Source organism: Sabulicella flocculans (genome assembly GCF_045449635.1).
Lineage (GTDB): Bacteria > Pseudomonadota > Alphaproteobacteria > Acetobacterales > Acetobacteraceae > Roseococcus.
On record NZ_JBJJBR010000009.1, the window covers coordinates 60,493 to 83,856 of the forward strand.

20 protein-coding genes are annotated in these 23,364 nt (G+C 77.4%); 9 read left to right on the forward strand and 11 right to left on the reverse strand.

Annotated elements, in window-relative coordinates; translation table 11 throughout:
• Positions 1 to 285: 285 nt before the first annotated feature.
• The 3 genes from ACI6QG_RS10710 to rsmI form a co-directional block, all read right to left on the reverse strand.
• Complete coding sequence (locus tag ACI6QG_RS10710) at positions 286 to 1,050, reverse strand: HpcH/HpaI aldolase family protein (RefSeq protein WP_407024546.1); 765 nt, start codon at positions 1,048 to 1,050, stop codon at positions 286 to 288.
• 74 nt (positions 1,051 to 1,124) lie between these two features.
• Positions 1,125 to 1,664, reverse strand: coding sequence for an MOSC domain-containing protein (locus tag ACI6QG_RS10715; RefSeq protein WP_407024547.1), 540 nt, complete (start codon positions 1,662 to 1,664; stop codon positions 1,125 to 1,127).
• An 86-nt stretch (positions 1,665 to 1,750) separates the two neighbouring features.
• Positions 1,751 to 2,614 (reverse strand): 16S rRNA (cytidine(1402)-2'-O)-methyltransferase, encoded by an 864-nt coding sequence (rsmI, locus tag ACI6QG_RS10720; RefSeq protein ID WP_407024548.1) that lies wholly within the window; start codon positions 2,612 to 2,614, stop codon positions 1,751 to 1,753.
• Between rsmI and ACI6QG_RS10725 the strand changes: the two genes are divergently transcribed.
• Together ACI6QG_RS10725 and ACI6QG_RS10730 are read left to right on the forward strand one after the other, a co-directional pair.
• Positions 2,599 to 3,723, forward strand: coding sequence for a penicillin-binding protein activator (locus tag ACI6QG_RS10725; RefSeq protein WP_407024549.1), 1,125 nt, complete (start codon positions 2,599 to 2,601; stop codon positions 3,721 to 3,723). The two genes, rsmI and ACI6QG_RS10725, sit on opposite strands and share 16 nt — an antisense overlap.
• A gap of 7 nt (positions 3,724 to 3,730) precedes the next feature.
• Complete coding sequence (locus tag ACI6QG_RS10730; protein WP_407024550.1) at positions 3,731 to 5,026, forward strand: ATP-binding protein; 1,296 nt, start codon at positions 3,731 to 3,733, stop codon at positions 5,024 to 5,026.
• Here the strand turns inward: ACI6QG_RS10730 and ACI6QG_RS10735 are convergent.
• The 5 genes from ACI6QG_RS10735 to ACI6QG_RS10755 form a co-directional block, all read right to left on the reverse strand.
• Complete coding sequence (locus ACI6QG_RS10735) at positions 4,999 to 5,430, reverse strand: PaaI family thioesterase (RefSeq protein ID WP_407024551.1); 432 nt, start codon at positions 5,428 to 5,430, stop codon at positions 4,999 to 5,001. The genes ACI6QG_RS10730 and ACI6QG_RS10735 overlap by 28 nt on opposite strands.
• A gap of 31 nt (positions 5,431 to 5,461) precedes the next feature.
• Positions 5,462 to 6,424 (reverse strand): Bug family tripartite tricarboxylate transporter substrate binding protein, encoded by a 963-nt coding sequence (locus ACI6QG_RS10740; protein WP_407024552.1) that lies wholly within the window; start codon positions 6,422 to 6,424, stop codon positions 5,462 to 5,464.
• 2 nt (positions 6,425 to 6,426) lie between these two features.
• Positions 6,427 to 8,037, reverse strand: coding sequence for a benzoylformate decarboxylase (mdlC, locus tag ACI6QG_RS10745; protein ID WP_407024553.1), 1,611 nt, complete (start codon positions 8,035 to 8,037; stop codon positions 6,427 to 6,429).
• A 61-nt stretch (positions 8,038 to 8,098) separates the two neighbouring features.
• The gene (locus ACI6QG_RS10750) at positions 8,099 to 8,470 is read right to left on the reverse strand and encodes a hypothetical protein (protein WP_407024554.1); all 372 of its coding nucleotides are present in this window, start codon (positions 8,468 to 8,470) and stop codon (positions 8,099 to 8,101) included.
• A 25-nt stretch (positions 8,471 to 8,495) separates the two neighbouring features.
• The gene (locus ACI6QG_RS10755; protein WP_407024555.1) at positions 8,496 to 9,032 is read right to left on the reverse strand and encodes a gamma-glutamylcyclotransferase; all 537 of its coding nucleotides are present in this window, start codon (positions 9,030 to 9,032) and stop codon (positions 8,496 to 8,498) included.
• 25 nt (positions 9,033 to 9,057) lie between these two features.
• Between ACI6QG_RS10755 and ACI6QG_RS10760 the strand changes: the two genes are divergently transcribed.
• From ACI6QG_RS10760 to ACI6QG_RS10775, 4 genes are all read left to right on the forward strand, one after another.
• Positions 9,058 to 9,969, forward strand: a complete 912-nt coding sequence (locus ACI6QG_RS10760) for a DUF2125 domain-containing protein (RefSeq protein WP_407024556.1) — start codon at positions 9,058 to 9,060, stop codon at positions 9,967 to 9,969.
• Between the two features lie 20 nt (positions 9,970 to 9,989).
• Positions 9,990 to 12,482: a glycosyltransferase family 4 protein gene (locus ACI6QG_RS10765; protein WP_407024557.1), complete on the forward strand. Its 2,493-nt coding sequence runs from the start codon at positions 9,990 to 9,992 to the stop codon at positions 12,480 to 12,482.
• Positions 12,479 to 14,518, forward strand: a complete 2,040-nt coding sequence (locus ACI6QG_RS10770) for a glycosyltransferase (RefSeq protein WP_407024558.1) — start codon at positions 12,479 to 12,481, stop codon at positions 14,516 to 14,518. The genes ACI6QG_RS10765 and ACI6QG_RS10770 overlap by 4 nt, the downstream gene beginning before the upstream one ends.
• Positions 14,519 to 14,621: 103 nt before the next feature.
• Positions 14,622 to 15,572 carry a tripartite tricarboxylate transporter substrate binding protein gene (locus tag ACI6QG_RS10775; RefSeq protein ID WP_407024559.1) on the forward strand — a complete coding sequence of 317 codons (951 nt, stop codon included), beginning with the start codon at positions 14,622 to 14,624 and terminating at the stop codon, positions 15,570 to 15,572.
• A gap of 1 nt (position 15,573) precedes the next feature.
• Here ACI6QG_RS10775 and trmB read toward each other — a convergent pair whose 3' ends face one another.
• From trmB to ACI6QG_RS10790, 3 genes are all read right to left on the reverse strand, one after another.
• Entirely contained in the window at positions 15,574 to 16,248 is a 675-nt protein-coding gene (gene trmB / locus ACI6QG_RS10780; RefSeq protein ID WP_407024560.1) for a tRNA (guanine(46)-N(7))-methyltransferase TrmB, read from the reverse strand.
• A gap of 196 nt (positions 16,249 to 16,444) precedes the next feature.
• On the reverse strand, positions 16,445 to 17,632 hold the full coding sequence (gene metK / locus ACI6QG_RS10785; RefSeq protein ID WP_407024561.1) for a methionine adenosyltransferase: 1,188 nt from the start codon (positions 17,630 to 17,632) through the stop codon (positions 16,445 to 16,447).
• A gap of 107 nt (positions 17,633 to 17,739) precedes the next feature.
• Positions 17,740 to 18,993 (reverse strand): D-amino acid dehydrogenase, encoded by a 1,254-nt coding sequence (locus ACI6QG_RS10790; RefSeq protein ID WP_407024562.1) that lies wholly within the window; start codon positions 18,991 to 18,993, stop codon positions 17,740 to 17,742.
• Positions 18,994 to 19,039: 46 nt separating this feature from the next.
• On the opposite strand from ACI6QG_RS10790, the gene ACI6QG_RS10795 reads away from it, so the two are divergent.
• From ACI6QG_RS10795 to ACI6QG_RS10805, 3 genes are read left to right on the forward strand one after another with little or no spacing between them, the layout of a single operon-like run.
• Positions 19,040 to 19,768 (forward strand): class I SAM-dependent methyltransferase, encoded by a 729-nt coding sequence (locus tag ACI6QG_RS10795; RefSeq protein ID WP_407024563.1) that lies wholly within the window; start codon positions 19,040 to 19,042, stop codon positions 19,766 to 19,768.
• Positions 19,759 to 20,931, forward strand: a complete 1,173-nt coding sequence (locus ACI6QG_RS10800; protein ID WP_407024564.1) for a BaiN/RdsA family NAD(P)/FAD-dependent oxidoreductase — start codon at positions 19,759 to 19,761, stop codon at positions 20,929 to 20,931. The genes ACI6QG_RS10795 and ACI6QG_RS10800 overlap by 10 nt, the downstream gene beginning before the upstream one ends.
• 57 nt (positions 20,932 to 20,988) lie before the next feature.
• The gene (locus ACI6QG_RS10805; RefSeq protein ID WP_407024565.1) at positions 20,989 to 23,361 is read left to right on the forward strand and encodes a PAS domain-containing protein; all 2,373 of its coding nucleotides are present in this window, start codon (positions 20,989 to 20,991) and stop codon (positions 23,359 to 23,361) included.
• Positions 23,362 to 23,364 lie beyond the last annotated feature (3 nt).

Consider the following 23,364-nt stretch of genomic DNA (forward strand, 5'->3'; position numbering starts at 1 on the left):
CGGGGGCTGCCTTTCCTCCGTGCCCTCGCCGCCGCCCGCCCATCGCGGGCGGCATCGAAGGGCGCTCCCTCCCCGTCAGCGCCCCCTCCACCTGGCGGTCGCGCCGGGGCTTCGCCCTGGCGCGGAGCAGGCCCCCCAGGACCAGGCACGGCCCGGAGCGCGCGAAGCCGCGCGGCCGCCCCCCCATCCGGCGGCCACCCTCAGGCGTAGCGTGCGCCTGCCCCCGGGGCCCCCGCCGCGGTTTTCCGCCGCCGCACAGCGGCGACGGAAAACTGCGGTGGGGATTCACCCCCGCGCCACCTTCACCGCCTGCTTGGCGGCGTTGACCATCAGCCCGACCTCGTTGGCGATGGTCACCAGCTTGAAGCCCATGCCGATCATCCGGTGGGCGTACTCGGCGGTGCCGTTGTGCAGCCCGGCCGCGATGCCGCGCTGGCCCGTCTTGTCCAGCAGCATCTTGTAGATGTCGAGGACCTCCGGGTCCTCCACGTCCAGCTTCGGCGTCTTGCCGTAGGAGAAGGACAGGTCGGACGGGCCGATGTAGATGCCGTCGATGCCCTCGACCGCCAGGATGGCGTCGATGTTCTCGATGGCCTGCTTGGTCTCGATCATCGGGATGACCAGGATCTCGTCATTCGCCGTCTGCTGGTAGGCGCCGGCGGAGCCATAGGCCCCGGCGCGGATCGGCCCGTTGGAGCGCGTGCCCTTGGGCGGATACTTGGAATACTGCACCAGGGCGCGGGCCTCGGCCTCGGTGTTCACCATCGGGCAGATCACGCCGTAGGCGCCGGCATCCAGCACCTTGCCGATGATGCCGGGCTCGTTCCACGGCACCCGCACCATCGGCACGGCGCCCGAACCGGAGGCGGCGATGCCCTGGAAGCACGCGACGCAGGACAGGTAGTCCTGCACGCCGTGCTGCATGTCCACCGTCACGCTGTCCCAGCCGCACTGGCTGTACATCTCGGCCACGAAGGCGTTGGGCACCGCCAGCCAGCCGTTCACCACCGCCTGGCCCGCTTGCCAAGCCTGCTTCACCTTGTTCGCCAACGCCGCTTCCTTCCCCGGATGCATGGAGTGAGGCGGCGAGGCTAGGCCCGAAGCCTGGGGCGTCCAAGCCCCGCTCAGGCCGCTTCGACCACGTCCCCGCAGGCGATGGCGCCGCCCACCAGCACCCGGGCGCAGATGCCGCCGCGCATGCGCAGGGCGTTGTAGCCGCCCACCCCCAGCGCCTCCTCCATGCGCGAGCACGGGTGGCACTCGGCGCTCCACTCCAGCAGGGCGGCGCCGATGCGGAAGCGGCGGCCCTTCAGCGCGTGCAGGTTCACCCCCGCCACCAGCAGGTTGCGGCGCACTTCCTCCGGCGCCACGGCGCGGCCGAGGAAGGCGCCCACGGCCGCCAGGTCCTCCGCGGCGATGAGCGTCACCTGCCGGCCGGCGCGGCCGGTGCCGGCGTAGCGGTCGCCCTCCAGCCCGGTGCCGGGCACCAGCAAGGCGCGCTCCACCGCCTGCACCGGGGCGCGGCGGGCCGGGCGCAGGCCGATCCAGCGCAGCGCGCCCGGCCGCATCGGCGCGGCGAACAGGCGCGCCAGCGCCGGGCCGGGCTGCGGCACCCGGCTGGTCGTCGTCTCATCGAGGAAAAATGCGCCCGGTCCCTGGTCCATGCCCCGTCATCCTGAAAATCCCGGGGGTTCTTGCCCATCGCGGCGCATCGCGCAGCCTGGGAATTGCCCATAGCGCCATGCGCCTGTCACATTTCCAGGGCGCGGGCATAGACCTGCTTGCGCGGCAGCCCGGTGGCGGCGGCCACGTGGGCGGCGGCGTCGCGGCGGCTCATGGTTTCCATGGCACGGCGCAGCAGGGCGTCCAGTTCGGCCTCCGGCGGCGCCTCGGGGGGCGGGGCGGGGCCGACCAGCAGCACCACCTCGCCGCGCGGCGGGTCGGCCAGGGCGCCTTCGGCCAGGGCGTCCAGCGTGCCGCGGCGCACTTCCTCGAAGGTCTTGGTCAGCTCACGCGCCAGGGCGGCGGGGCGGGCGGGGCCCAGCCCGTCGCGCAGGGCGGCCAGCGCCTCGGCGGCGCGGTGCGGCGCCTCGTAGAACACCAGGGTGGCGGACAGGCCCGCCCCTTCCAGCGCCCGCAGCCGCGCGACCTCGGCGGCGCGGGCGGCCTCCCTGGCCGGCAGGAAGCCCGCGAACAGGAAGGGGTGGGGCGGCAGGCCGCTCAGGGTCAGCGCCAGCAGGGCGGCGTTGGGGCCGGGCACGCCGGTCACCGGCACCCCGGCGGCGATCGCCGCGCGCACCAGGCGGAAGCCGGGGTCGCTCACCAGCGGCGTGCCGGCGTCGCTCACCAGCGCCAGCCGCGCGCCCTCCTGCATGCGCTTGACGAGGCGCACGGCCTCCGCTTCCTCGTTGTGGTCGTGCAGGGCGTGCAGGCGCGCGGCAACGCCGTGCCGCGCGAGCAGTTTGGCCGTCACCCGTGTATCCTCGCACAGCACGGAGTCGGCCGCGCGCAGCGCCTGGAGCGCGCGGGCCGGAACGTCGTCCAGGTTGCCGATCGGCGTGGCCACCAGGGTCAGGCCGCCGGAAGGGGGGTGGGGTGATGCGTCGTCTGCCATGGCTACTGGGCTTCCTGGCCCTGATCGGCTGCGCGCCGCAACCCCAGGGGCCGGGCTTCCCCGCCACCGGCCCGCAGGCGCGCTGGGCGCCGCCGCCCATGCCGGGCGACGCCGCGGCGCCGCGCAGCCGGGTGGCGCTGCTGCTGCCGCTGTCGGGCCCGCAGGCCCCGCTGGGCGAGGCGATGCAGAACGCGGCCACCCTGGCCCTGTTCGAGGGCGGCGACCGCGGCGTGGAGTTCCTGCCGCGCGACACCCGCTCCTCCTCCGCCGGCGCCGCCGACGCGGCGCGGCAGGCGGTGGCGGAGGGCGCGCGCGCCGTCGCCGGGCCGCTGACCCTGCAGGAAACCGCCGCCGTCTCCGCCGCCACCGGCGGGCAGCTGCCGGTGTTCGCCTTCACCTCGGACGAGGCGCAGGCCGGGCCGGCCACCTGGGTGCTGGGCATCACCCCCACCCAGCAGGCGCGGCGGGTAATGCAGGCCGCCCTGGGCCAGGGCGCGCGGCGCTTCGCCCTGCTGGCGCCGGAGGACGCCTTCGGCCAGCGCCTGGCCGACGCGATGCGCCGCGCCGCCGCCGAGGCCGGGCTGCCGCCGCCCGTCATCCAGTTCACCGCCGCCCGCGGCGGCGACCTGGCCGGCGCCGCCGAGGCGCTGGCGGCGCAATTGCCCGACGCCGTGCTGCTGGGCGGCGGCGGCGCCTTCGCCCGGCAGGCCGCCCCGGCCCTGGCCACCGCCTTCGGCGGACGCCCGCCGCGCCTGCTGGGCACCAGCCTGTGGGCCACGGAACCCGGGCTGGGCAACGAGCCCGCCCTGGCCGGCGCGCTGTTCCCCGGCCCCGACCCTGCCGGGCGGGGCCGCTTCGAGGCCGCCTATGCCGGGGCCTTCGGCGCCGCCCCGCCGCGCACCGCGGGCGTGGCCTATGACGGCGCCGCCCTGGCCGCGCGCGCCGCGCGGGCCGGCGCGCCGCCGCTGGGCGAGCCCTTCATGGGCGCCGACGGCCCCATCCAGCTGCGCGAGAACGGCGTGCTGGCGCGGGGCCTGGCGGTCTTCGCCCTGCGCCCCGGCGCCGATCCGCAGCTGGTCCAGGCCGCGCCGGCCGGCGCGGGCAGCTGATGCGGGCATGAACCGCCGCGCCGCCCTGCTGGCCGGCGCGGCGTTGCTGGCGCCGGCCGCCCTGGGCGCGCTGGGCCACGCGCTGCTGGGCTGGCCGGGGGCGGCCCTGGCCGCCGTGCTGGCCGCCGCCGCCCTGGCGCTGCGCTGGGGCGCCGCCGTGGCGCGGCTGGAGGCGCACCTGGTCGCCGGCCGCGGCGGCCCCGCGCCGCTGCCGACCCTGCTGCCGATGGAAGGCGCCCTGGCGCGGGTGGAGCGCGCCCGCGCCGCCCAGCGCACCGCGCTGGAGCGCGCGCGCCTGGCCGGGGAGGCCACCATCGCCGCCCTGCCGGACCCGGTGGTGGTGCTGGACGGCGCCTGCGCCCCGCTGCGCGCCAACCCCGCCGCCGCCCGCCTGCTGGGCGAGGACCTGCCCGCCCTGCTGCGCCACCCCGCCCTGGCCGGCGCCGCCGACCGCGCCCTGGGCGGCGAGGGCGCGCAGGAGGCCGAGGTGGCGCTGCCGGGCCTGCGCGAATGCCTGGCCCAGCTGGTGCCGCTGGACCCGCCGCTGCCGGATGGCGGGCGGCTGCTGCTGGTGCTGGCGGACCGCTCGGCGCCGCGCGCGGCCGAGCGGCGGCGGGCGGAGTTCGTCACCAACGCCTCGCACGAGCTGCGCACGCCGCTGGCCTCCATCATGGGCTTCATCGAGACGCTGCGCGGCCCCGCCGCCGACGACCCGGCGGCGCAGCACCGCTTCCTGGGCATCATGGCCGAGCAGGGCGAGCGCATGCGGCGCCTGATCGAGGACCTGCTCGGCCTGTCGCGCGTGGAGGCCACCGAGCACCTGCCGCCCACCGCCGCCGTGCCGCTGGACGCCGTGCTGCGGGCGGAGGCGGCGGCGCTGGAACCGCTGTTCGCCCGCCGCGGCATCGCCCTGGCGCTGGAGGTGCCGGACGGGCTGGTGGCCCACCCCGCCGATGCCGACCAGATGGCGCAGGTGGCGCGCAACCTGCTGGACAACGCGCTGCGCCACGCCGCCACCCGGGTGGAGCTGCGCGGCTTCGCCGAGGCGGCGCAGGTGGGCTTCACGGTGGTGGATGACGGCCCGGGCTTCGCGCGGGAGCACATCCCGCGGCTGACGGAGCGCTTCTACCGGGTGGACAAGGCGCGCGGGCGCGGCACCGGCAACACCGGGCTGGGGCTGGCCATCGTCAAGCACATCCTCCAGCGCCACCGCGGCAGCCTGCGCATCGCCAGCGAGCCCGGGGCGGGGGCGGAGTTCCGCGTCGCGGTGCCCGGCTACGCCGGAACCCCCGCCGGGTCGTGAGAGCCGGGCCGGAAGCGGTGGGTGGAGCCGCCGAAGGCCAGCAGCGTCCCGTCCTCGTCGCGCACCTCGCCGCGGGCGAAGAACACGGCGCGCCCAGCCGTCACCAGCGTGCCTTCCGCCACCAGCAGCGCGCCGATGCGGCCCGGGGCGGTGAAGCGCGCATCCAGGTCCAGCGTCACGGCGGAGCGGCGGTGGCCGGGCACGGTGCAGAACAGCCCGGCGAAGGCGTTCACCTGGTCCAGCAGGGCCAGCATGACGCCGCCATGCACGATGCCGCCGCGGTTGGCGTGCTGCGGCCCGGCGCGGCACAGCAGCCGGGCGTGGCCTTCCCGCCATTCGGCCATCTCGATGCCCAGCAGGTCGTGGAAGGGGGAATCCGACTGCCTCAGCAGGTGCGCGTCCATGCGCCGGGGGTGCCCCGGCGCGCGGGCGCGGTCAATCGGCGCGGATGCGCGCCTCGCGGATCAGGGGTTCCAGCACCGCCACCTGCGCGGCGATGAAGGCGGCGAACTGCTCGGGGGTGCCGCCGCCCACCACCGCGCCGGTCTCGGCCAGGCGGGGGCCGATCTCCGGCTCGCGCAGGGCGGCGCTCACCGCCTCGGCCATGCGGGCGACGATGTCGGGCGGGGTGCGGGCGGGGGCGGCCAGGCCGAACCAGGTGCCGAACACGAAGCCGGGCAGCCCGGCCTCCTCCGCCGTCGGCACCTCGGGCAGCACGGGCAGGCGGGCGGCGGTGGCCACCGCCAGCGGGCGCACCGTGCCCTCGCGCAGCTGGGGCAGGATGTTGGGGGTGTTGTCGATGATGAGGTCCAGCGTGCCGGCCACCAGGTCGGTGACCGCCGGCGCGGCGCCCCGGTAGGGGACGTGGGTGATCTCCACCCCCGCCAGCCGGTTCAGCAGCGCCAGGGCGATGTGCAGGGAGGAGCCGTTGCCGGCCGAGCCGCCGCGGATGGCGCCGGGCCGGGCGCGGGCGTCGGCCAGCAGGGCGGGCAGGTCGCGCCACGGGCGGCTGGCGTTCACCGCGATGACCTTGGGCGTGCTGATGAGCTGCACGCAGGGCGCGAAGGCGGTGCGCGGGTCGAAGGGCATGTTGGCGAACAGGAAGGGGTTGGCCGCCAGCGGGCCGATGGACCCCAGCAGCCAGGTGGCGCCGTCCGGCGCCGCCTTGGCCACGGCGTCGGCGCCGATGTTGCCGCCGGCGCCGGGCCGGTTCTCCACCACCACCGGCTGGCCCAGCGCGGATTGCAGCCGCAGCGCCAGTGGGCGGGCCAGCAGGTCGGCCAGCCCGCCGGGCGGGAAGGGCACCACGATGCGGATGGGGCGGGCGGGCCAGCCCCCCTGGGCGGCGGCGAGCGCCGGGGCCAGCAGCGGCAGGGCGAGCAGGGAGCGCCGGTCCATGGTCAATGCGCCTTCGCGTAGAGGTGGGGGATGGCCGGGTCCACCGGCACGTCCAGCAGCAGCGGGCCGTCCAGCGCCAGCCCCTCGGCCAGCGCCGCCTCGACCGCGGCCGGGGTGTCGCAGCGGCGGGCCGGCACGCCGAAGCCGCGGGCGATGTCGGCGAAGCCGACCCCCGGCACGTCGATGCCCGGGGCGCCGGTGACGCCCAGCACGCCGGAGAAGGAGCGCATGGCGCCGTAGCCGCCGTTGTTGACCACGACAACCGTGACCGGCAGCCGCCCCTGCGCCGCGTTCCACAGCGCCTGGATGCAGTAGAGCATGGAGCCGTCGCCGATGACCGCGACGACGCGCCGCCCGGCCAGCGCCACCCCCATGGCGGCGGGCAGCCCGTGGCCCAGCCCGCCAGAGGCCATGGTGAGGAAGCCGCCCCATTCGGTGATGGGCAGGTGGCGCTGGATGGCCGGGCGGTGGGAGGGCGCCTCCTCCACCACCACGGCACCGGGCGGCAGGCGGCGGCGGATGGCGGCGAACAGCCATTCGGCGCGCAGCGGGTCGCCCGCCTCCGGCGCGGGGGCGGGCGGGCGCGGGGCGGGGGGCGGGCGGGTGGCGTCCGGCAGCAGCGCCGCCAGCGCCGGCAGGCCCAGCCGCAGCGAGCCGAGCAGGGCGGTGCCGGCGCCGGCCGCCGCCGCGGACTCGCCATCCGTGGTCATCTGGAAGATTGGGGCGGGGCCGGCGAAGGCCGCGCATTCGCCGGCCACGTGGAAGGTGAACACCGGCGCGCCGGCCACCAGCACCGCGTCGAAGGGGGCCAGCGCCGCGCCGATGGCGCCCGGCGCCGCCGGCAGGAAGCCGGCGAACAGCGGATGGTCCTCGGGGAAGCAGACCCGCGCGGCGAAGGGCGCGGCCAGCACGGGGGCGCGCAGCTTCTCCGCCAGGGCCACCAGGGCGGGGCCGGCGCCCTCGGCGTCCACCTCCGCCCCGGCGACCAGCACGGGGCGGGCGGCGGCGGCCAGGGCGGCGGCGCATTCGGCCAGCCCCGCCGGGTCGGGCGCCATGTCGTTGCGGTGGGTCCGCGGCGGCACGGCGGCGGCGGGGCGCGCCCAGTCATCCATGGGGATGGACACCATCACCGGCCCGCGCGGGTGCTGCATGGCGATGGCGTGCGCCTGGGCGATGGCGCGCGGCACGTCCTCCGCCCGCGCCGGCTCCACCGACCACTTCACGTAGGGGCGCGGGAAGGCGGCGGCGTCGGTGGCGCCCAGGAAGGGGTTGCCCGGCAGCAGGGAGCGCGCCTGCTGGCCCACCGTGACCACCACCGGCGCCTGGTTGCGGAAGGCGGTGAACAGGTTGCCCATGGCGTGGCCGATGCCCACCGCCGAATGGAGGTTGCACAGCGCCGCCCGCCCGGTGGCGCGCGCGTGGCCGTCGGCCATCGCCACCGCCACCGCTTCGGCGAGGCAGAGCTCGTAGCGGAAATCCGCCGGCCAGCGGTCCAGGAAGGGCAGCTCGGTGGAGCCGGGGTTGCCGAACACCGTGGTGAGGCCCAGGCGGCGCAGCAGGTCGAACACCGCCTCGCGCACGCTGGTCGCCGCCGGCTCGCCGTCACGCGGCATCCCGTTTCCTTCCCCGTCCGTTCCGCCCAGGGATGCAACGGGCGGCCGCGCCGCGCAAGGATTATCCGGCCACCCGGCGCTCGATGCGCCGCAGCACCGCGCACAGGCGGGAGAACACCAGCCAGAAGGCGCCGTGCCCCGGCGCCGCCGCGGCGTCGCGGCCGGCCAGCTGCGGCTCGCCCCGGCGCAGCACGCCCAGGCGGGATTCCATCCGGCCGCGCATGTTCTCCAGGAAGGCGTCGGAGGCGGACATGTACTGCTCCAGAAGTTCGGCCACCGTCTCGCTCTCCACGCTGCTGCGGCCGGCGGCGGTGAAGCGCTTCAGGCCCCGCGCCTCCTGCGCCATGGCCAGGTGCAGGCGGTGCAGCTCCGCCAGCAGGCGGGCGCAGCGGGCGCGGGCCTCGCGCGCTTCCTCGGGGGCGGGGGTGTCCATGCGCCGCAGCTTGCGGCCCCGCGGGTTAAGGCGCGCTTTCCAGCCGCCCGGCGATGCCCTCCAGCGCGGCGTCGCGCAGCCCCATCTCGCGCAGCATGGCCAGGGTGTTCAGCAGGTAGTCGCGGTTGGAGCCCGCCTGGCCGACCCCCGCGGCGATGACGCGCGCCGCCGTCTCGGCGCAGGGGCGGGCATAGGCGGGGTGGCGGCGGTCGGCCACGTAGCACAGCGCGCGCACCACGCCGCCGGAGGCGAGGCGCACCGGTAGCATGCGCTCATGGTACACGTTCTCGCCGCGCGGGTTCTCGCGCTCGCGCAGGTAGGCGCGGGTGGCGGCCACGTCCCCCGGCGCCACGGTGAAGGCGACGCCGTGGCAGGAGCCGCCGCGGTCCAGCCCCAGCACCAGCCCCGGGCGCTCGGGCGTGCCGCGGTACAGGCGGCTCCACAGGCAGAAGCGGCGGTGGAAGCCGCGCAGCAGCGCCGGCTCGCGCGCCGCGAAGGGAAAGCCCGGCCGCCAGATGAGCGAGCCGTAGGCGAAGACGTGCAGCGGGCTGGACGGGTCCATCGCCTGCGGGTCTAACCCCGGCGTGATGGCAAGAAAATGGTCCCTGTTCCTGCTGGTCCTCCTGCTGCTGGGCGGCGGGGCGGCCTTCGCCTGGCAGGTGGCGCTGAACCGGCTGGAGCGCGGCGTGCTGGCCTGGGCCGAGGCGCGCCGCGCCGAGGGCTGGCAGGTGGCGCACGGCGCGCCGGAGCGCGGCCCGCTGCCCTGGCGGCCGGAGGTGGCGCTGCCGGGCTTCAGCGCCCGCAACCCGCTGGGCCTGGGGCTGGAGGCCGGGACCCTGCGCGTGGCGCTGGACCCGCGCACCCCCCGCCACCTGCGCCTGCGCGCGGAGGGGGAGCTGGCCGCCCTGGCCGGGGCGCAGCGCGTGCCGGTGCAAGCGCAGGCGCTGGAGGGCCTGGCCGGGCTGGAGGCGGAGGACCTGCTGTGGAACGCCGAGGCCCTGGTGGCGCCCGGCCTGGAATCGCGCCGCATCGCCCTGCGCTGGCGCGACGGGCACGCCCAGCTGACGGCCGACGCCACCCGGCTGGGCCCGGTGCGGCTGGACGGCTTCTCCCTGCTGCTGGCGCTGGAGAACCCCGCCGGCACCCCGGCCGCCTTCCGCGCCGGCGGCGGCCGGCTGCGGCTGCTGCAGGCGGAGGCGCGGCGCGGCGAGGCGCGGGCCGAGGCCCAGGCGACGCTGACGCTGGACGCCGCCTTGCAGCCGGAAGGCCGCGGCCAGCTGACGCTGCACGCCCCCGGCGACTGGGTGGCGGCCATGCGCGAGGCCGGGCTGCTGGCGCCGCAGGTGGCTGGGCCGCTGGCCATCGCGGCGCAGCTGGGCGCGCGGGTGCCGCCGGGCGGCGGCCCGCCCCGGCTGGAGATGCCGGTGGAGCTGCGCGCCCGCCGGCTGAGCGTGGCGCGCTTCCCGGTGGCGAACCTGCCCGAGGTGGCATGGCGCTGAGCTTGCGCTAGGCTCCGCGCGTGATCCGCTCCCTGCTCGCGCGCTTCCGCCCGCCGCCGCCGCCGCCGCCGCAGCCCCCGCCGCCGGACCCGCTGGCCCTGGCCGACGCCGCGCGCGACCGCGGCGACCTGGCCGCCGCCGCGGCGCATTACCGCGCCCACCTGGAACGCGCGCCGGAGGACGCGCCGATCCTCGTGCAGCTGGGGCACATGCTGAAGGATGGCGGCGACCCCCGCGCGGCCGAGACCGCCTATCGCCGCGCCATGGCGCTGCGTCCGGCGGACCACGACATCCCGCTGCAACTGGGCCACGCGCTGAAGCTGCAGGGCCGCATGGCGGAGGCGCGCCAGGCCTACGAGCTGTCGGACGCGCTGGCCCCGCCCAACCACGCGGCGGAGGAGCTGGCGGCGCTGGGGCTGCGCCCGGGGGCGCCGCGCCGCGCCGCGGCCCCGCCGGCCGCCCCGCCCGACCTCGCGGGGCTGCGCGCCGCCTTCGAGGCGCGGCCGCGGCGCGACGCCTGGCAGCGCCTGCGCGCCGCCGGCGGCGACGCCCCGCTGGAAGGCTCGCCGGGCGGGCCCTTCCTGCTCGACATCTCCGACCTGCTGTCCATGCTGCACGGCACCGGGCGCGCCACCGGCATCCAGCGCGTGCAGATGGGCATCTGCCGCCACCTGCTGGACCACGCCCCGGGCGAGGCGCGCTTCGTGATGCTGGACGGGCCGCTGGGCCCCATCTGGGCGCTGGAGGACGCGGCGCTGGACGCGGTGCTGCGCCACGCCGAATCCGGCGCGCACGACCCCGCCGTGGCCCGCGCGCTGGTGGACGCGGCGCTGGATTCCGCCGCCCCGGCGCACCTGCCCTCGGCGCGGCTGTACATGACGCTGGGCGCCTTCTGGTTCCACGCCGGGGACGGGCCGCTGCTGGACCGGCTGCGCGCCGCCGGGCTGCGCCTGGGCATGCTGGCCTACGACATGATTCCCCTGACCCACCCGGAGCACGCCGACGCCGCCAACGCCGCGGCGTTCGGGCGCTCGCTCGCCTCCGGCGCGCGGCGCTGGGACTTCGCCCTCGCCATCTCGGAGCATTCGGCGGCGGGCATGCGGGCGGCGCTGGCGGCGCGGGCGGCGGCGGAGGTGCCGGTGCGCGCCGTGCCGCTGGCCCACCGGCTGACCGGGGCGGAGCCCGCGGGCTGGCCGGAGGCGGCGCGTGACCTGCGCGGCCGGCCCTTCGTGCTGTGCGTCGGCACGCTGGAAAGCCGCAAGAACCACCTGGTGCTGTTCCAGGCCTGGAAGCTGCTGCTGGAGGACGGCTTCGCCCCGCCGCCGCTGGTGCTGGTGGGCAAGCCCGGCTGGCGCGTCGGCGATCTGCTGGCCCAGCTGGAGGCGACCGGCTTCCTGGGCGGGCGGATCCGCCTGCTGCCCGGCGTGTCGGACCCCGAGCTGGCGGCCCTTTACCAAGCGGCCGCCTTCACCGTGTTCCCCTCCTTCACCGAGGGCTGGGGGCTGCCGGTGGGCGAGTCCCTCGCGCTCGGCACCCCCTGCCTGGCGGCGATGACGGGCGCGACGCCGGAGGCCGCGGGCGGCTTCGCCGGGGCGCTGGATCCCTTCTCGGCCCGGCAGGTGGCGCAGGCCGTGCGCGCCTGGGCGGAGGACCCGGCGGCGCTGGCCGCCGAGCGCGCCCGCCTGCGCGACGGCTTCCGCCCGCGCGGCTGGGCCGAGGTGGGCGAGGAGGTGCTGGCGGCGCTGCGCGAGGCGGTGGCGCGCCCGGCCCTGCCGCGCCCGCTGCCGCCGCCGCCCGTGCTGGGGCCCGAGCCCGCCCTGCCCGAATCCGCCCTCGGCGCCGGGCTGGTGGCGCCGGAGGACGGGGTGGCCTGGGTGATCGGCCCCGCCGCCACCCTGCACGTGGAGGCGCCGCCCGGGCGCATCCTGGCCGAGCTGGAGGCGCGGCCCTGGGCGGAAGGCAACCTGGTGGCGCTGGGCGAGGACGGCGCGCCCGCGCCGCTGCGCCCAGGCGCCGCGCTGTCCTGCCCCTGGCCGGGCGGGGCGGGCACGCTGGTGCTGCGCGTGATGGGCCCGCTGCACCCGCCGCCGGGCGGCGACCCGCGGCCCATCCGCGCCGGGCTGCGCGTCCTGCGCCACCTGCCCGCCGAGGCCGCGCCCCTGCCGGCCGGGCCTCTGGGCCCGGAGGATGCCGCCGGCTGGGCGGCGCTGCTGCCGGGCGACGGCACGCTGCGCTTCGCCGCCCCGGCGCCGCTGCACCTGCTGCTGGGCCTGGAGGGAGAGGCGGTGCCGCGCCGCCTGCGCCTGGAGCCCGGCGAGCACGCCCTGCCGTTGGAAGGCCGCCGCCCCCTGCTGCTGCGCTGGGCGCGCGACGACGACCTGGAGGGACGGCTGGCACTGCTGGAGGCCACCGCGCCGCCGCTGCCCCTGGCCGCCCGCCTGGCGGCGTTGGAGGCCGCGGCCCCGGCGGGCGCCCCGCTGTCCGGCCCGGCGGCGCGGCTGCTGGGCCGGTGAGGCTGCTGCTTGACCTCCAGGGGGCGCAGGGCGGGGCGCGGCGCGGCGGGCTGGGCCGCTACACCCTGGAACTGGCGCGCGCCCTGCTGCGCCACCCGCGCGGGCACGACCCGCTGGTGCTGGTGAACACCGGCCTGGCCGGGAGCGCGGCGGAGCTGCTGGCGGAGTTCGGCCCCGCGCAATCCGTGCGCTGGACGGCGCCCGCCGGCACCGCGGCGGGCCGCGCGCCGCAGCACGCGCTGCGCCGCGCCGCCGCCCTGCTGCGGGCCGAGGCGGTGCTGGCCGCGCAGCCCGACGCCCTGCACCTGGGCAGCATCTTCGAGGGCTGGGACACCGACGCCGTCACCACCTGGCCGGCGGAGCGCGGGCGCGTCGCCACCGCCGCCACCCTGCACGACCTGCTGCCGCTTTCGCTGCGGCCGCTCTACCTCGACGGGCTGTGGGGGGCGAACGGGCTGCGCCCCTGGTACGCCGCCTGCCTGGCCGAGGCCGCCGCCTGCGACCTGCTGCTGTGCAACAGCGAGCACACGCGCGGCGAGGCGCGCCGCTTCCTGCCGCAGCCGCCGGAGCGCGTGGCCGTCATCGGCGGCGCGCCGGCCGCCCGCTTCCGCCCGCCGGAGCCGGGGGCGGCCTCGCCCCATCCCGGCTGCGTGCTGTTCCTGGGCGCCGGCGACCCGCGCAAGGACGACGCCACGCTGGTGCGCGGCTTCGCCCTGCTGCCGCCCGCGCTGCGCCGCCGCCACCCGCTGTGCATCGGCCACGCCGACCCCGCCGGGCTGCGCGCGCGCTTCGCCGCCGCTGGGCTTGCGGAAGGGGAGGCGGTGGCGCTGCCCTTCGTGCCGGACGACGCGCTGCCCGCCCTGTATGCCGGCGCCGCGCTGGTGGTCATCCCCTCGCTGGGCGAGGGCTACGGCCTGCCGGCGGCGGAGGCGATGGCCTGCGGCGCGCCGGTGCTGGTGGCCCGCGCCGGCGCCCTGCCGGAACTGGCGCCGCGCCCCGACGCGCAATTCCCGCCCGGCGACGCCCCCGCCCTGGCCACCCTGCTGCGCCGCTGGCTGGAGGATCCGGAGGGCCGGGCCGAGCTGGCGGCGCACGGCCTGCGCCGTGCCCGCGAATGGTCCTGGGACGGCGTGGCCGCCCGCGCCTGGGACGCGCTGGAGGCGCTGGCGCCCCGCCGTGCCCCGCCGCGCCGCCTGCCCCGGCTGGCCCTGCTGGCCGAGCGGCCCGACGCCGCCCTGGCCGGCGCCCTGGCCGCCGACTACGCCGTGACCCTGTGCGGCCCGGCGCCGCCGGAGGACGAGGCGCTGGCCGCGCGCTTCCCCTTCCTGGACCAGGCGCGGCTGCCGGCCCGCGCGCGGCTGTTCGACCGCGTGCTGGCGGTGGCCGGGGAAGCGCCGCCCCTGGCCGTGCTGGGCGCGGTGCCCGCCGTGGTGCTGCTGCGCGCCGAGGGCGCGGCGACCGGCGAGGTGCTGGAAGCGGCGCGCGCCGTGCTGGTGCCCGACGCCGCGGCGGCGGACCGGCTGCGCGCCGCGCACGGCGCCGCCGCCACCTTCCACCTGCACGTCCTGGACGCGGCCGGCCTGCCCGCCGCCATCGAGGCCGGCTGGGCCCGGCCACTGCCGGAGGAGGTGCTGGCCGGGCTGGGGCTGGACGCCGCCGGGGCCGCCGCCGCCGCCCCCGCCCTGGCGCGCTCCCTGGCCGAGCGCGGCGGGGCGGGGCCGCGCGTCCCGCGGCTGTGGCTGGACCTCTCGCTGCTGCCGCGGCCGCAGGTGGCGGCGCTGCTGCGCGACGGCGTGCCCGGCCGGCGGGTGGCGGCGCTGCGCCCGCTGGGCGACCGCCCCTGGACCGACCACGCCGGCACCTGGGCCCTGCTGGACCGCCCCGGCGCACCGCCGCCCGAGGAGGAGGCCGCCACCCTGCCGGGCGACGTCCTGCTGACGGAGGACCCGGCGCTGCGCCGGCTGGCCCCGGCCTGGGGGCTGCGGCTGGGCGAATGGCGCGGCGACGCGGCAGCGTTGCGGGCAGCCTGCCCATAGGCTGGGCATCGCCGGGCCGGCGGGGCCTCGGGCGGCCCCCGCCGCGCTTGTGGCGCCGCCCGGGCGGCTGCCACCCTGGCCGTCCCGCCCGGAGCCCTCGCCGATGACGCCGTCCCGCCGCCTCCTCCTCGCCGCGCTGGCGGCACCGGCCGCCGCACGCGCCCAGCCCGCCTGGCCCACGCGGCCGGTGCGCGTCATCAACCCCTATTCGCCCGGCGGCACCACGGACGTGGTGATGCGCCTGATGAACGAGCGGCTGGAGCGCGCCTTCGGCCAGCCCTTCCTGCTGGAGTCGCGGCCGGGCGCCGGCGGCTCCGTCGGCACAGCGGCGGCGCTGCAGGCGACGGACGGGCACACGCTGCTCATCACCAACACCGGGCCGCTGGCGGTGGCGCCGGCCATCCTGCCCAACATCGCCTACCGGCCGGACAGCTTCGGCTACGTCACCATGTTCGGCGGCGCGCCCATCACCTGCGCGGTGCGCGGCGATTCGCCCCATGCGGACATGCGCGCCTACGTGGCGGCGGCGCGGGCGCGGCCCGATGCCATCTCCTTCGGCAACAGCGGCGTCGGCTCCATGGGCCACCTGGCCGCGCTGCTGCTGGAGCAGGAGGTGGGGGTGCGCCTGCTGCACGTGCCCTATCGCGGCGCGCCGGAGGCGCAGGCGGCGGTGCTGGCAGGCGACCTGTCCTCCCTGTGGGACACCATCGGCGCCCATGCGGGGGCGGTGCGCCAGGGCACCCTGCGCGCCCTGGCCTTCACCAGCGAGGCGCGCATCCCGCTGTTTCCCGCCGTGCCCGCCATGCCGGAGGCCGGGTTCCCGGGCGTGGTGTGCTCCAACTGGTTCCTGCTGGCCGCGCCGGCCAGCCTGCCGGAGCCGACGCGCGCGCGCATCAACGAGGTGTGCCAGGCGGCGATGGCCGAGCCCGCGGTGCGCGAGCGCATGGACGCGCTGGGGCTGGTCTCGCTCGGCGCGATGACGCCGGCGCGGATGCTGGAATTCGTGACGGCCGAGCTGGCGCGCTGGACGCCGGTGGCGCGCCGCGCCGCCTGAGTCAGCGGCGGCGGAACACCCAGTAGAAGGGGGTGCGCCCCTCGCGCAGGGCCTTGGCCTCGTAGCGGGTGGCGGGCCAGCCAGCGGGCCGTGCCTCGGCGCGGGAAACGCGTGCGAACAGGTCCTGCGCGCCCATCACCTCCTCCACCCAGCCTTGGTAGGTCGGGTCGTCGGAGGCGATGCGCCACTCAGCGCCCGGGCGCAGCACCCGCGCCAGCACCGGCAGCATGGCGGGATGCACGAAGCGGCGCTTGGCGTGGCGCGACTTCGGCCAGGGGTCGGGGAACATCAGGAACAGCCGGTCCAGGCTGGCATCGGGCAGGGCGGCCAGCAGCTCGCGCGCGTCATGCGGCCACAGGTGCAGGCGCGGCGGCAGCGGGGCGTCGGCCTCGCCGCCCTCGGGCACCAGGCGCGAGAGCAGGGAGCACAGGCCGTTCTCGAACACCTCGGCGGCGATGTAGGTGACATCCGGGTGGGCGGCGTGCTGCTCCAGCGCGTGCTCGCCGCCGCCGAAGCCGACCTCCAGCCACAGGGGGGCGGGGAGGGGACGCAGGGCGGGGTCGAAGCGCAGCCGGGGCAAGGTTTCGGCCAGCAGCCGTTCCTGGCGCGGCCGCAGCGGGTGGCCGCGGCGGCGGCCGTAGAGGCGGTGCGGCACGCCCTCGGGCATGGTGGTCATGCGAAGTCCCCAAACGGAGAAGGGCGGGACCTGCGCCCCGCCCTGAATGGTCCGTGACCCATCACCGGAAGGCCCCGGTCGGAGGCCCGGCTTCGCCGGGCTGACGGAGACGGCCCAACAAGGCCGGCGCCATCAATTGGGGCCCCCGCGGCGACTTCCAGCCAAGCGAAGCGCAGGCTGGAAGTCGTGGTGGGGATCAGCGCCCGAAGGCGCGCTTCAGCTCCTCCACCAGGTCGGTCTTCTCCCAGGTGAAGGTGCCCTTCTCGGCGTCCGGCGTGCGGCCGAAATGGCCGTAGGAGCTGGTGGGCACGTAGATGGGGCGGTTCAGGTGCAGGTGCTCGCGGATCCCGCGGGGCGACAGGTTCACCAGCCCGTCCACCACCTTGGCCAGCTTCGCCTCGTCCACGTCCTTGCCGGTGCCGTGCAGGTCGAAATAGACCGACAGCGGCTTGGACACGCCGATGGCGTAGCTCACCTGGATGGTGCACTTCTCGGCCAGGCCGGCGGCGACCACGTTCTTGGCCACGTAGCGCGCCGCATAGGCGGCCGAGCGGTCCACCTTCGTCGGGTCCTTGCCGGAGAACGCGCCGCCGCCGTGCGGGGCCGCGCCGCCATAGGTGTCCACGATGATCTTGCGCCCCGTGAGGCCGCAATCGCCGTCCGGCCCGCCGATGACGAAGGTGCCGGTCGGGTTCACGTAGAGCTCGGCCTCCGGGCACATCCAGCCCTGCGGCAGCGAGGTCTCGATGATGGGGCGCACCATCGCCTTGATCTGCGCCTGGTCCATGCCCTCGACGTGCTGGGTGGACAGCACGATGGAGGTGGCGCCCACCGGCTTGCCGTCCACGTAGCGCAGCGTGACCTGGCTCTTGGCGTCGGGCAGCAGGCCCTTCACCGCCACGTCGTCGGCGCGGCGCATCTCGCTGATGCGGCGCAGGATCAGGTGCGCGTAGTACAGCGGCGCGGGCATCAGGTCCGGCGTCTCGGTGCAGGCGTAGCCGAACATGATGCCCTGGTCGCCCGCGCCCTCGTCCTTGTTGCCGGCGGCGTCCACGCCCTGGGCGATGTGGGCGGACTGGGCGTGCAGGTGGCACTCGACCTGGGCGTGGCGCCAGTCGAAGCCGTCCTGCTCGTAGCCGATGTCCTGCACGGCCAGGCGGGCCTTGTGCATCAGCAGCTCGGGCGTGATGGAGCCGGGCCCGCGCGTCTCGCCGGCGATGACGATGCGGTTGGTCGTCACCAGCGTCTCGCACGCCACGCGGGCGTAGGGGTCCTCGGCCAGGAAGGTGTCCAGCACCGTGTCGGAGATGCGGTCCGCCACCTTGTCGGGGTGGCCTTCGGAGACGCTCTCCGAGGTGAACAGGTATTCGCCCTTGTCGCGCATGGCGTGGTTCGGCCTCTTGTCGCTTTGATTGGGGAACCGGACACCCCCGGTCGGAGCACCCGCCGGTGGCAGGGGCGCGCCCCCATTGGCAGGGCCTTCCCCCCCGGTCAACCCAGGCGGAAATCGCCGTCCGGGATGGGCGGCTCCCGCCCCTCCAGCCGGGCCGCCAGCACGGCGGCGCTGCCCATGGCGAGGGTGAAGCCCAGGCTGCCCTGGCCCAGGTTCAGCCACAGCCCCGGCACGCCCGGCGCGGCGCCCACCAGCGGCAGCCCGGTGGGGGTGGCCGGCCGCAGCCCGGCCCAGGGCCGCAGCTCGCGCCAGTCGCTGGCGCGGGGGAAGGCGGCGCGGGCCTGGCGCACCAGGGTGGTCAGCCGGCCTTCCTCCATGCGCGGGTCGTGCCCCACCAGGTCGGCCATGCCGGCCACGCGCAGCCGCCGGCCCAGCCGGGCATAGACGATCTTGGCCGCGCTGTCGGTGATGGAGACGCGCGGCGCCTCCGCCTCCTCCAGCACGTCCAGCGTCAGGGAATAGCCCTTGAGGGGGTAGATCGGCAGGTCCAGCCCCAGCGGGCCGGCCAGGGCGCGGGCGCCGTTGCCCAGCGCCAGCACCACGGCGTCCGCCTCGTGCACGCCCTCGTCCGACAGCACGCCGCGCACCCGCCCCTCGGCGCGGATGATCTGGCGCGCGCGCACGCCCATGCGGAAGGCGACGGCGCGGTTGCCCTGCGCCAGCCGCGCCGCCAGCGCCTCGCAGAACAGGCGGGCGTCGCCGGCTTCCTCGCTTTCGGTCCAGATGCCGCCGTGGATGCGGTGCGCCAGGTGGCGCAGCGCCGGCTCCACCGCCAGGCAGCCCTCGCGGTCCAGGGCGCGCTGCACGCTGCCCAGCCGGGCCTGCACCTCCATCTGGCGCACCGCGCCGGCCATGGCGGCGGCGTCGGGCTGCAGCACCAGCTTGCCGGCCGGGGCGAAGTCGAACTTCATGTCCGGCAGGGCCACCACCTCGCGCGTCAGGCTGCGCGACAGCGCGGCGAGCGAGAGCAGCGCCGCCGTGGTGCGCTCGGCCCGGGGGGCGTTGCAGGCGCGCAGGAAGGCCCACAGCCACTTCCACTGGTGCGGGTCGAAGGCGGGGCGGAAGCGCAGCGGCCCGTCCGGGTCCAGCAGCCAGCCCGGCACCTTGCCGGCCACGCCCGGCCCGGCGAAGGGCGCGACGTAGGAGTAGGAAAGCTGCCCCCCGTTGGCGAAGGAGGCCCCGCGCCCCGGCGCGCGCTCGGCGTCCAGCACGGTGACGCGATGGCCCTCGCTCGCCAGGACGTGCGCGGTGGCCAGCCCGACGACGCCGGCACCCAGGATGAGGACGTGCATGGGGGCATGGTGCGGCGCAGCGCCGTTCCGGTCTAGGGTGCGGCCGATGGACGACGAGACCCTCCGTGCCGCGGTGGCCGGGCACCACTGGTTCCACAGCATCGCGCTGCGCCCGGGCATCGTGACGCCCGGCGTCAAGACGCCTGACATCATGGCGGCGGAGGAGGAGGCGCTGTTCGGCCCGCTGGCGCTGGGCGGGCTGTCGGTGCTGGACATCGGCGCCTGGAACGGCGGCTTCTCCCTGGCGGCGCTGCGGCGGGGCGCGGCGCGGGTGCTGGCCACCGACAGCTTCACCTGGGACCACCCCTGGTTCCGCGGCCGCGCCGCCTTCGACCTGGCCTGCGCCGCCACCGGCCTGGTGCCCGAAGCGCGGCGGCTGGACCCCACCGAGCTGCCGGCGGGGCTGGAGCCCTTCGACGTCACGCTGTTCCTGGGCGTGTTCTACCACCTGCGCGACCCCATCCCCGTGGTCGCGGCGCTGGGGGAGGTGACGCGCCTGCTCTGCCTGCTGGAAACGCACGAGGACGCGGCGGAGCACGAGCGCCCCGCCATGGTGTTCTACCCGGGGCGCGAACTGGCGGACGACCCGACCAGCTGGTGGGGCCCCAACCCGCCCCTGGTGCGCGCCCTGCTGGCCCAGGCCGGCTTCGACCGCGTGCTGCGCCGCCCCCACCCGCTGCCGGACGTGGCGCCGAGCCGCGGCATGTACGCCGCCTTCCGCCCCGACGCCCCGGTGGCCATGGTCCAGCCGTTCCGCGACGCCGGATGGAGCTGACGGAGGTCTGCGTCCTCGGCGCCGGCGCGGCCGGGCTGATGGCCGCCGCCGCCGCCGGGGCGCGCGGGCGGCGGGTGCTGGTGCTGGACCACGCGCCCGAGCCGGGGCGCAAGATCCTGATCAGCGGCGGCGGGCGCTGCAACTTCACCAACCTGGACGGCGCGGACCCGGCGCGCTTCCTGTCGGCCAACGGGCGCTTCGCGCGCTCGGCCCTGGCGCGCTACCGCCCGGCCGACTTCGTGGCGCTGGTGCGCCGCCACGCCATCCCCTTCCACGAGAAGACGCTGGGCCAGCTGTTCTGCGACCGCTCGGCGCGCGACATCGTGGCGATGCTGCTGGCCGAATGCGCCGCCGCGGGCGCGCGGGTGCGCTGCGGGGTGCGCGTCACCGCGCTGGACCACGCCGATGGCCACTTCCGCATCGGCACCGACCGCGGCGAGGTGAGGGCGGAATCGCTGGTGCTGGCCACCGGCGGCCCGGCCATCCCCAAGTTGGGCGCCACCGCCTTCGCCGCCGAGGCCGCGGCGCGCTTCGGCCTGCCGGTGGTGCCGCACCGCCCGGCCCTGGTGCCGCTGGCCTTCGGCGGCGCGGCGCTGGAGATGATGCGCCCGCTGGCCGGGGTGGCGCTGCCCGTCATCGCCGCCGCCGCAGGGCCGCGCTTCGCCGAGGCGATGCTGTTCACCCATCGCGGCCTGTCAGGGCCGGCCATCCTGCAGGCATCCTCCTACTGGGCGCCCGGCGGGGCGCTGTCGCTGGACCTGCTGCCCGGGCTGCGGGCCGAGGAATGGCTGCTGGCGGCCAAGCGCCAGGGCGGCCGGGCGGAGCTGCGCCCCACCCTGGCCGCGCGCCTGCCCGCCCGCCTGGCCGCCGCCCTGGCGGCCCCCGGCCAGCGCCTGGCCGACCTGCCCGACCGCGCCCTGCGCGAACTGGCGCAGCGGCTGAACGGCTGGACCCTGCACCCCGACGGCACGGAGGGCTACGCCAAGGCGGAGGTCGCTGCCGGCGGCGTGGACACCGCCGCGCTGGACCAGCGTTCGTTGCAGGCCCGTCACCTGCCTGGCCTGTTCGTGGTGGGCGAGGCGGTGGACGTCACCGGCTGGCTGGGCGGCTACAACTTCCAATGGGCCTGGGCGAGCGGCTGGGCGGCCGGGCAGGCCGCGTGACGCCGCCGTCATCCCGTGCAAACATGCCCCTTCACCCATAAGCGCCCCTGGACGTCCTTGCCCCTCGCCCTCCGAGCCCTGCTGCTCATCCTCGTCGCCCTCATTCCCGCCGCGCTGGTGCAGGTGTGGATGGAACGCGAGGCGCGGGCGGCGCGTACGGGGATGGTGGCGGAGCAGGCGCAGCGCCTGGCGCGGCTGGTGGCCGGGCAGCAGGTCCGCACCATCGAAGGCGCGCGGCAGGTGCTGGCCGCCATGGCGGCGCACGAGGCCGTCCGGCGCCTGCGCCCCGGCGAGGAGTGCAACGCCTTCCTGGGCCGGCTGGTGCAGGCCTACCCGCGCTACACCATCGCCAACGTGTTCGACCTCGAGGGCCAGTCGGTCTGCTCCTCCATCCCGCAGGGCATGGAGGGGGTGAACGTGCGCGACCGCTGGTACTTCGGCGAGGTGCTGCGCAGCCGCGGCTTCGTGGTCGGCACCTACGCCACCGGCCGCGCCTCGGGCGCGGCGACCATCCACCTCGCGGCGCCCCTGCTCGACGCGGCGGAGGCGGTGCGCGGGGTGCTGGTGCTGGGCCTGTCCATCCCCTGGCTGGTCGCCGACCTGCAATCCCTGCAACTGCCCGAGGGCTCCTCCTCCACCATCGCCGACCGCGAGGGCACCATCCTCGCGCGCTCGCTCAACCCCGAGGGCTTCGTGGGCCGGCCGCTGCCGCCCTTCGCCATGGCCCTGCTGGAGCGGCGGGAGGCCACGGTAGTCGACGCCCCGGCGCTGGACGGGGTGCGCCGGGTGGCCGCCGTGGTCCCGGTGACGGAGCCGCCGCAGGGGCTGTTCATCACGCTGGGGCTGGACGCCGGCCGGGTGCTGCGCGACGCCGCGGCGCGCGACCGCCTCGTGATGCTGGCCATCCTCGGCTCCCTGCTGCTGACCTTCTCCCTGGCGGTCTGGGCCTTCGGCGCGGCCATCGAGCGGCCGGTGAAGGCGTTGCTCGCCGCGGCCGGCCGCTGGGGCCGGCAGGATTGGGGGGCGCGGGTGGGCGCCATCGGCGGCGGCCGTGAATTCGCCCGCCTGGCCGCCGCCTTCGACGCCATGGCCGAGGAGGTGCAGCGCCGCGAGGCCGCCCAGGCCGCCAGCGAGCAGCGCCTGTCCGCCCTGCTGGACCTGTCGCCGCAGATCGTGATGACCGCGGACGCGGCGGGGCGCGTCACCTGGCTGAACCGCTGGTGGCACGACTACACCGGCCTGCCGCCCGGCGCCGCGCTGGAGGGGGCCTGGCAGGCCACCTTCCACCCGGAGGACCTGGACGCCTTCGTGGCCGCCTGGACCACCGCCGCCCGCAGCGGCGCGGGCGACTTCCTGGCCGAGGCGCGCATCCGCCACGCCGCCAGCGGCGAGTTCCGCTGGCACGCGCTGCGCGCCCGCCGGCTGCCGCAGGGCGGCTGGGTGGGCGTGGGCGTGGAGGTGGACGCGCTGCGCCAGGCCCAGGCCGAGGCCGCCGAGGCCGCCGGGCGCCTGCGCGCCACCTACGAGAACGCCCCGGTCGGCATGGCCCTGCTGGACCGCGACCTGCGCTTCGTGGCGGCCAACCGCCGGCTGGCCGACCAGGATGGCCGCCGGCCGGAGGAGTATCCCGGCCGCACCCTGGAGGAGATGAACCCCGCCGCCGCCCCCCTGGTGCTGCCGCTGATGCGCACCGTGCTGGACACCGGCCAGCCGGCGGAGGAGGTGGAGCTGCGGCTGCAGGGGCGCACCTTCCTGTGCGCCTACCGCCCGGTGCGCGACGAATCGGGCACGCTGCTGGGCGTGACCTCCGCGGTGCTGGACATCTCCGCCCGCAAGCAGGCCGAGGAGGCGGAGCGCCTGCTCTCGCGCGAGGTGGACCACCGGGCCAAGAACGCGCTGGCGGTGGTGCGCTCCCTGGCGCGGCTGTCGCTCGCGGAATCGCGCGGCGATGCCCAGGGGCTGGTTGAGGCGCTGGAAGGGCGCATCAGCGCCATGGCCCGCGTGCACACCGTGCTGGCGCGCGAGCGCTGGGTGGGCGCGGAGATCGGCGAGCTGGTGCAGGGCGAGCTGGAGGCCTTCGGCGGCGCCGCAATCCTGGACGGCCCGCCGCTGCGCCTATCCACCGAGGCCGCGCAGCCGCTGACCATGGTGCTGCACGAGATGGCCACCAACGCCGCCAAGTACGGCGCGCTGTCGCGCCCCGGCGGCCACGTGGCGGTGCGCTGGCGGCGCGCGGAAGATGGCGGGGCGGTGCTGGAATGGAAGGAAGCCGGCGGGCCGCCGCCGCCGCCCGACCCCGAGCCCGGCTTCGGCACCCGACTGGTGGACGCCAACATGGGCGGGCCGCTGGACGGTGAGGCGCGCTTCGAGTGGCACCCCGAGGGGCTGCGCGCCACGCTGCGCATCGGCGCGGCGGCCATCCGCGGCTGACGC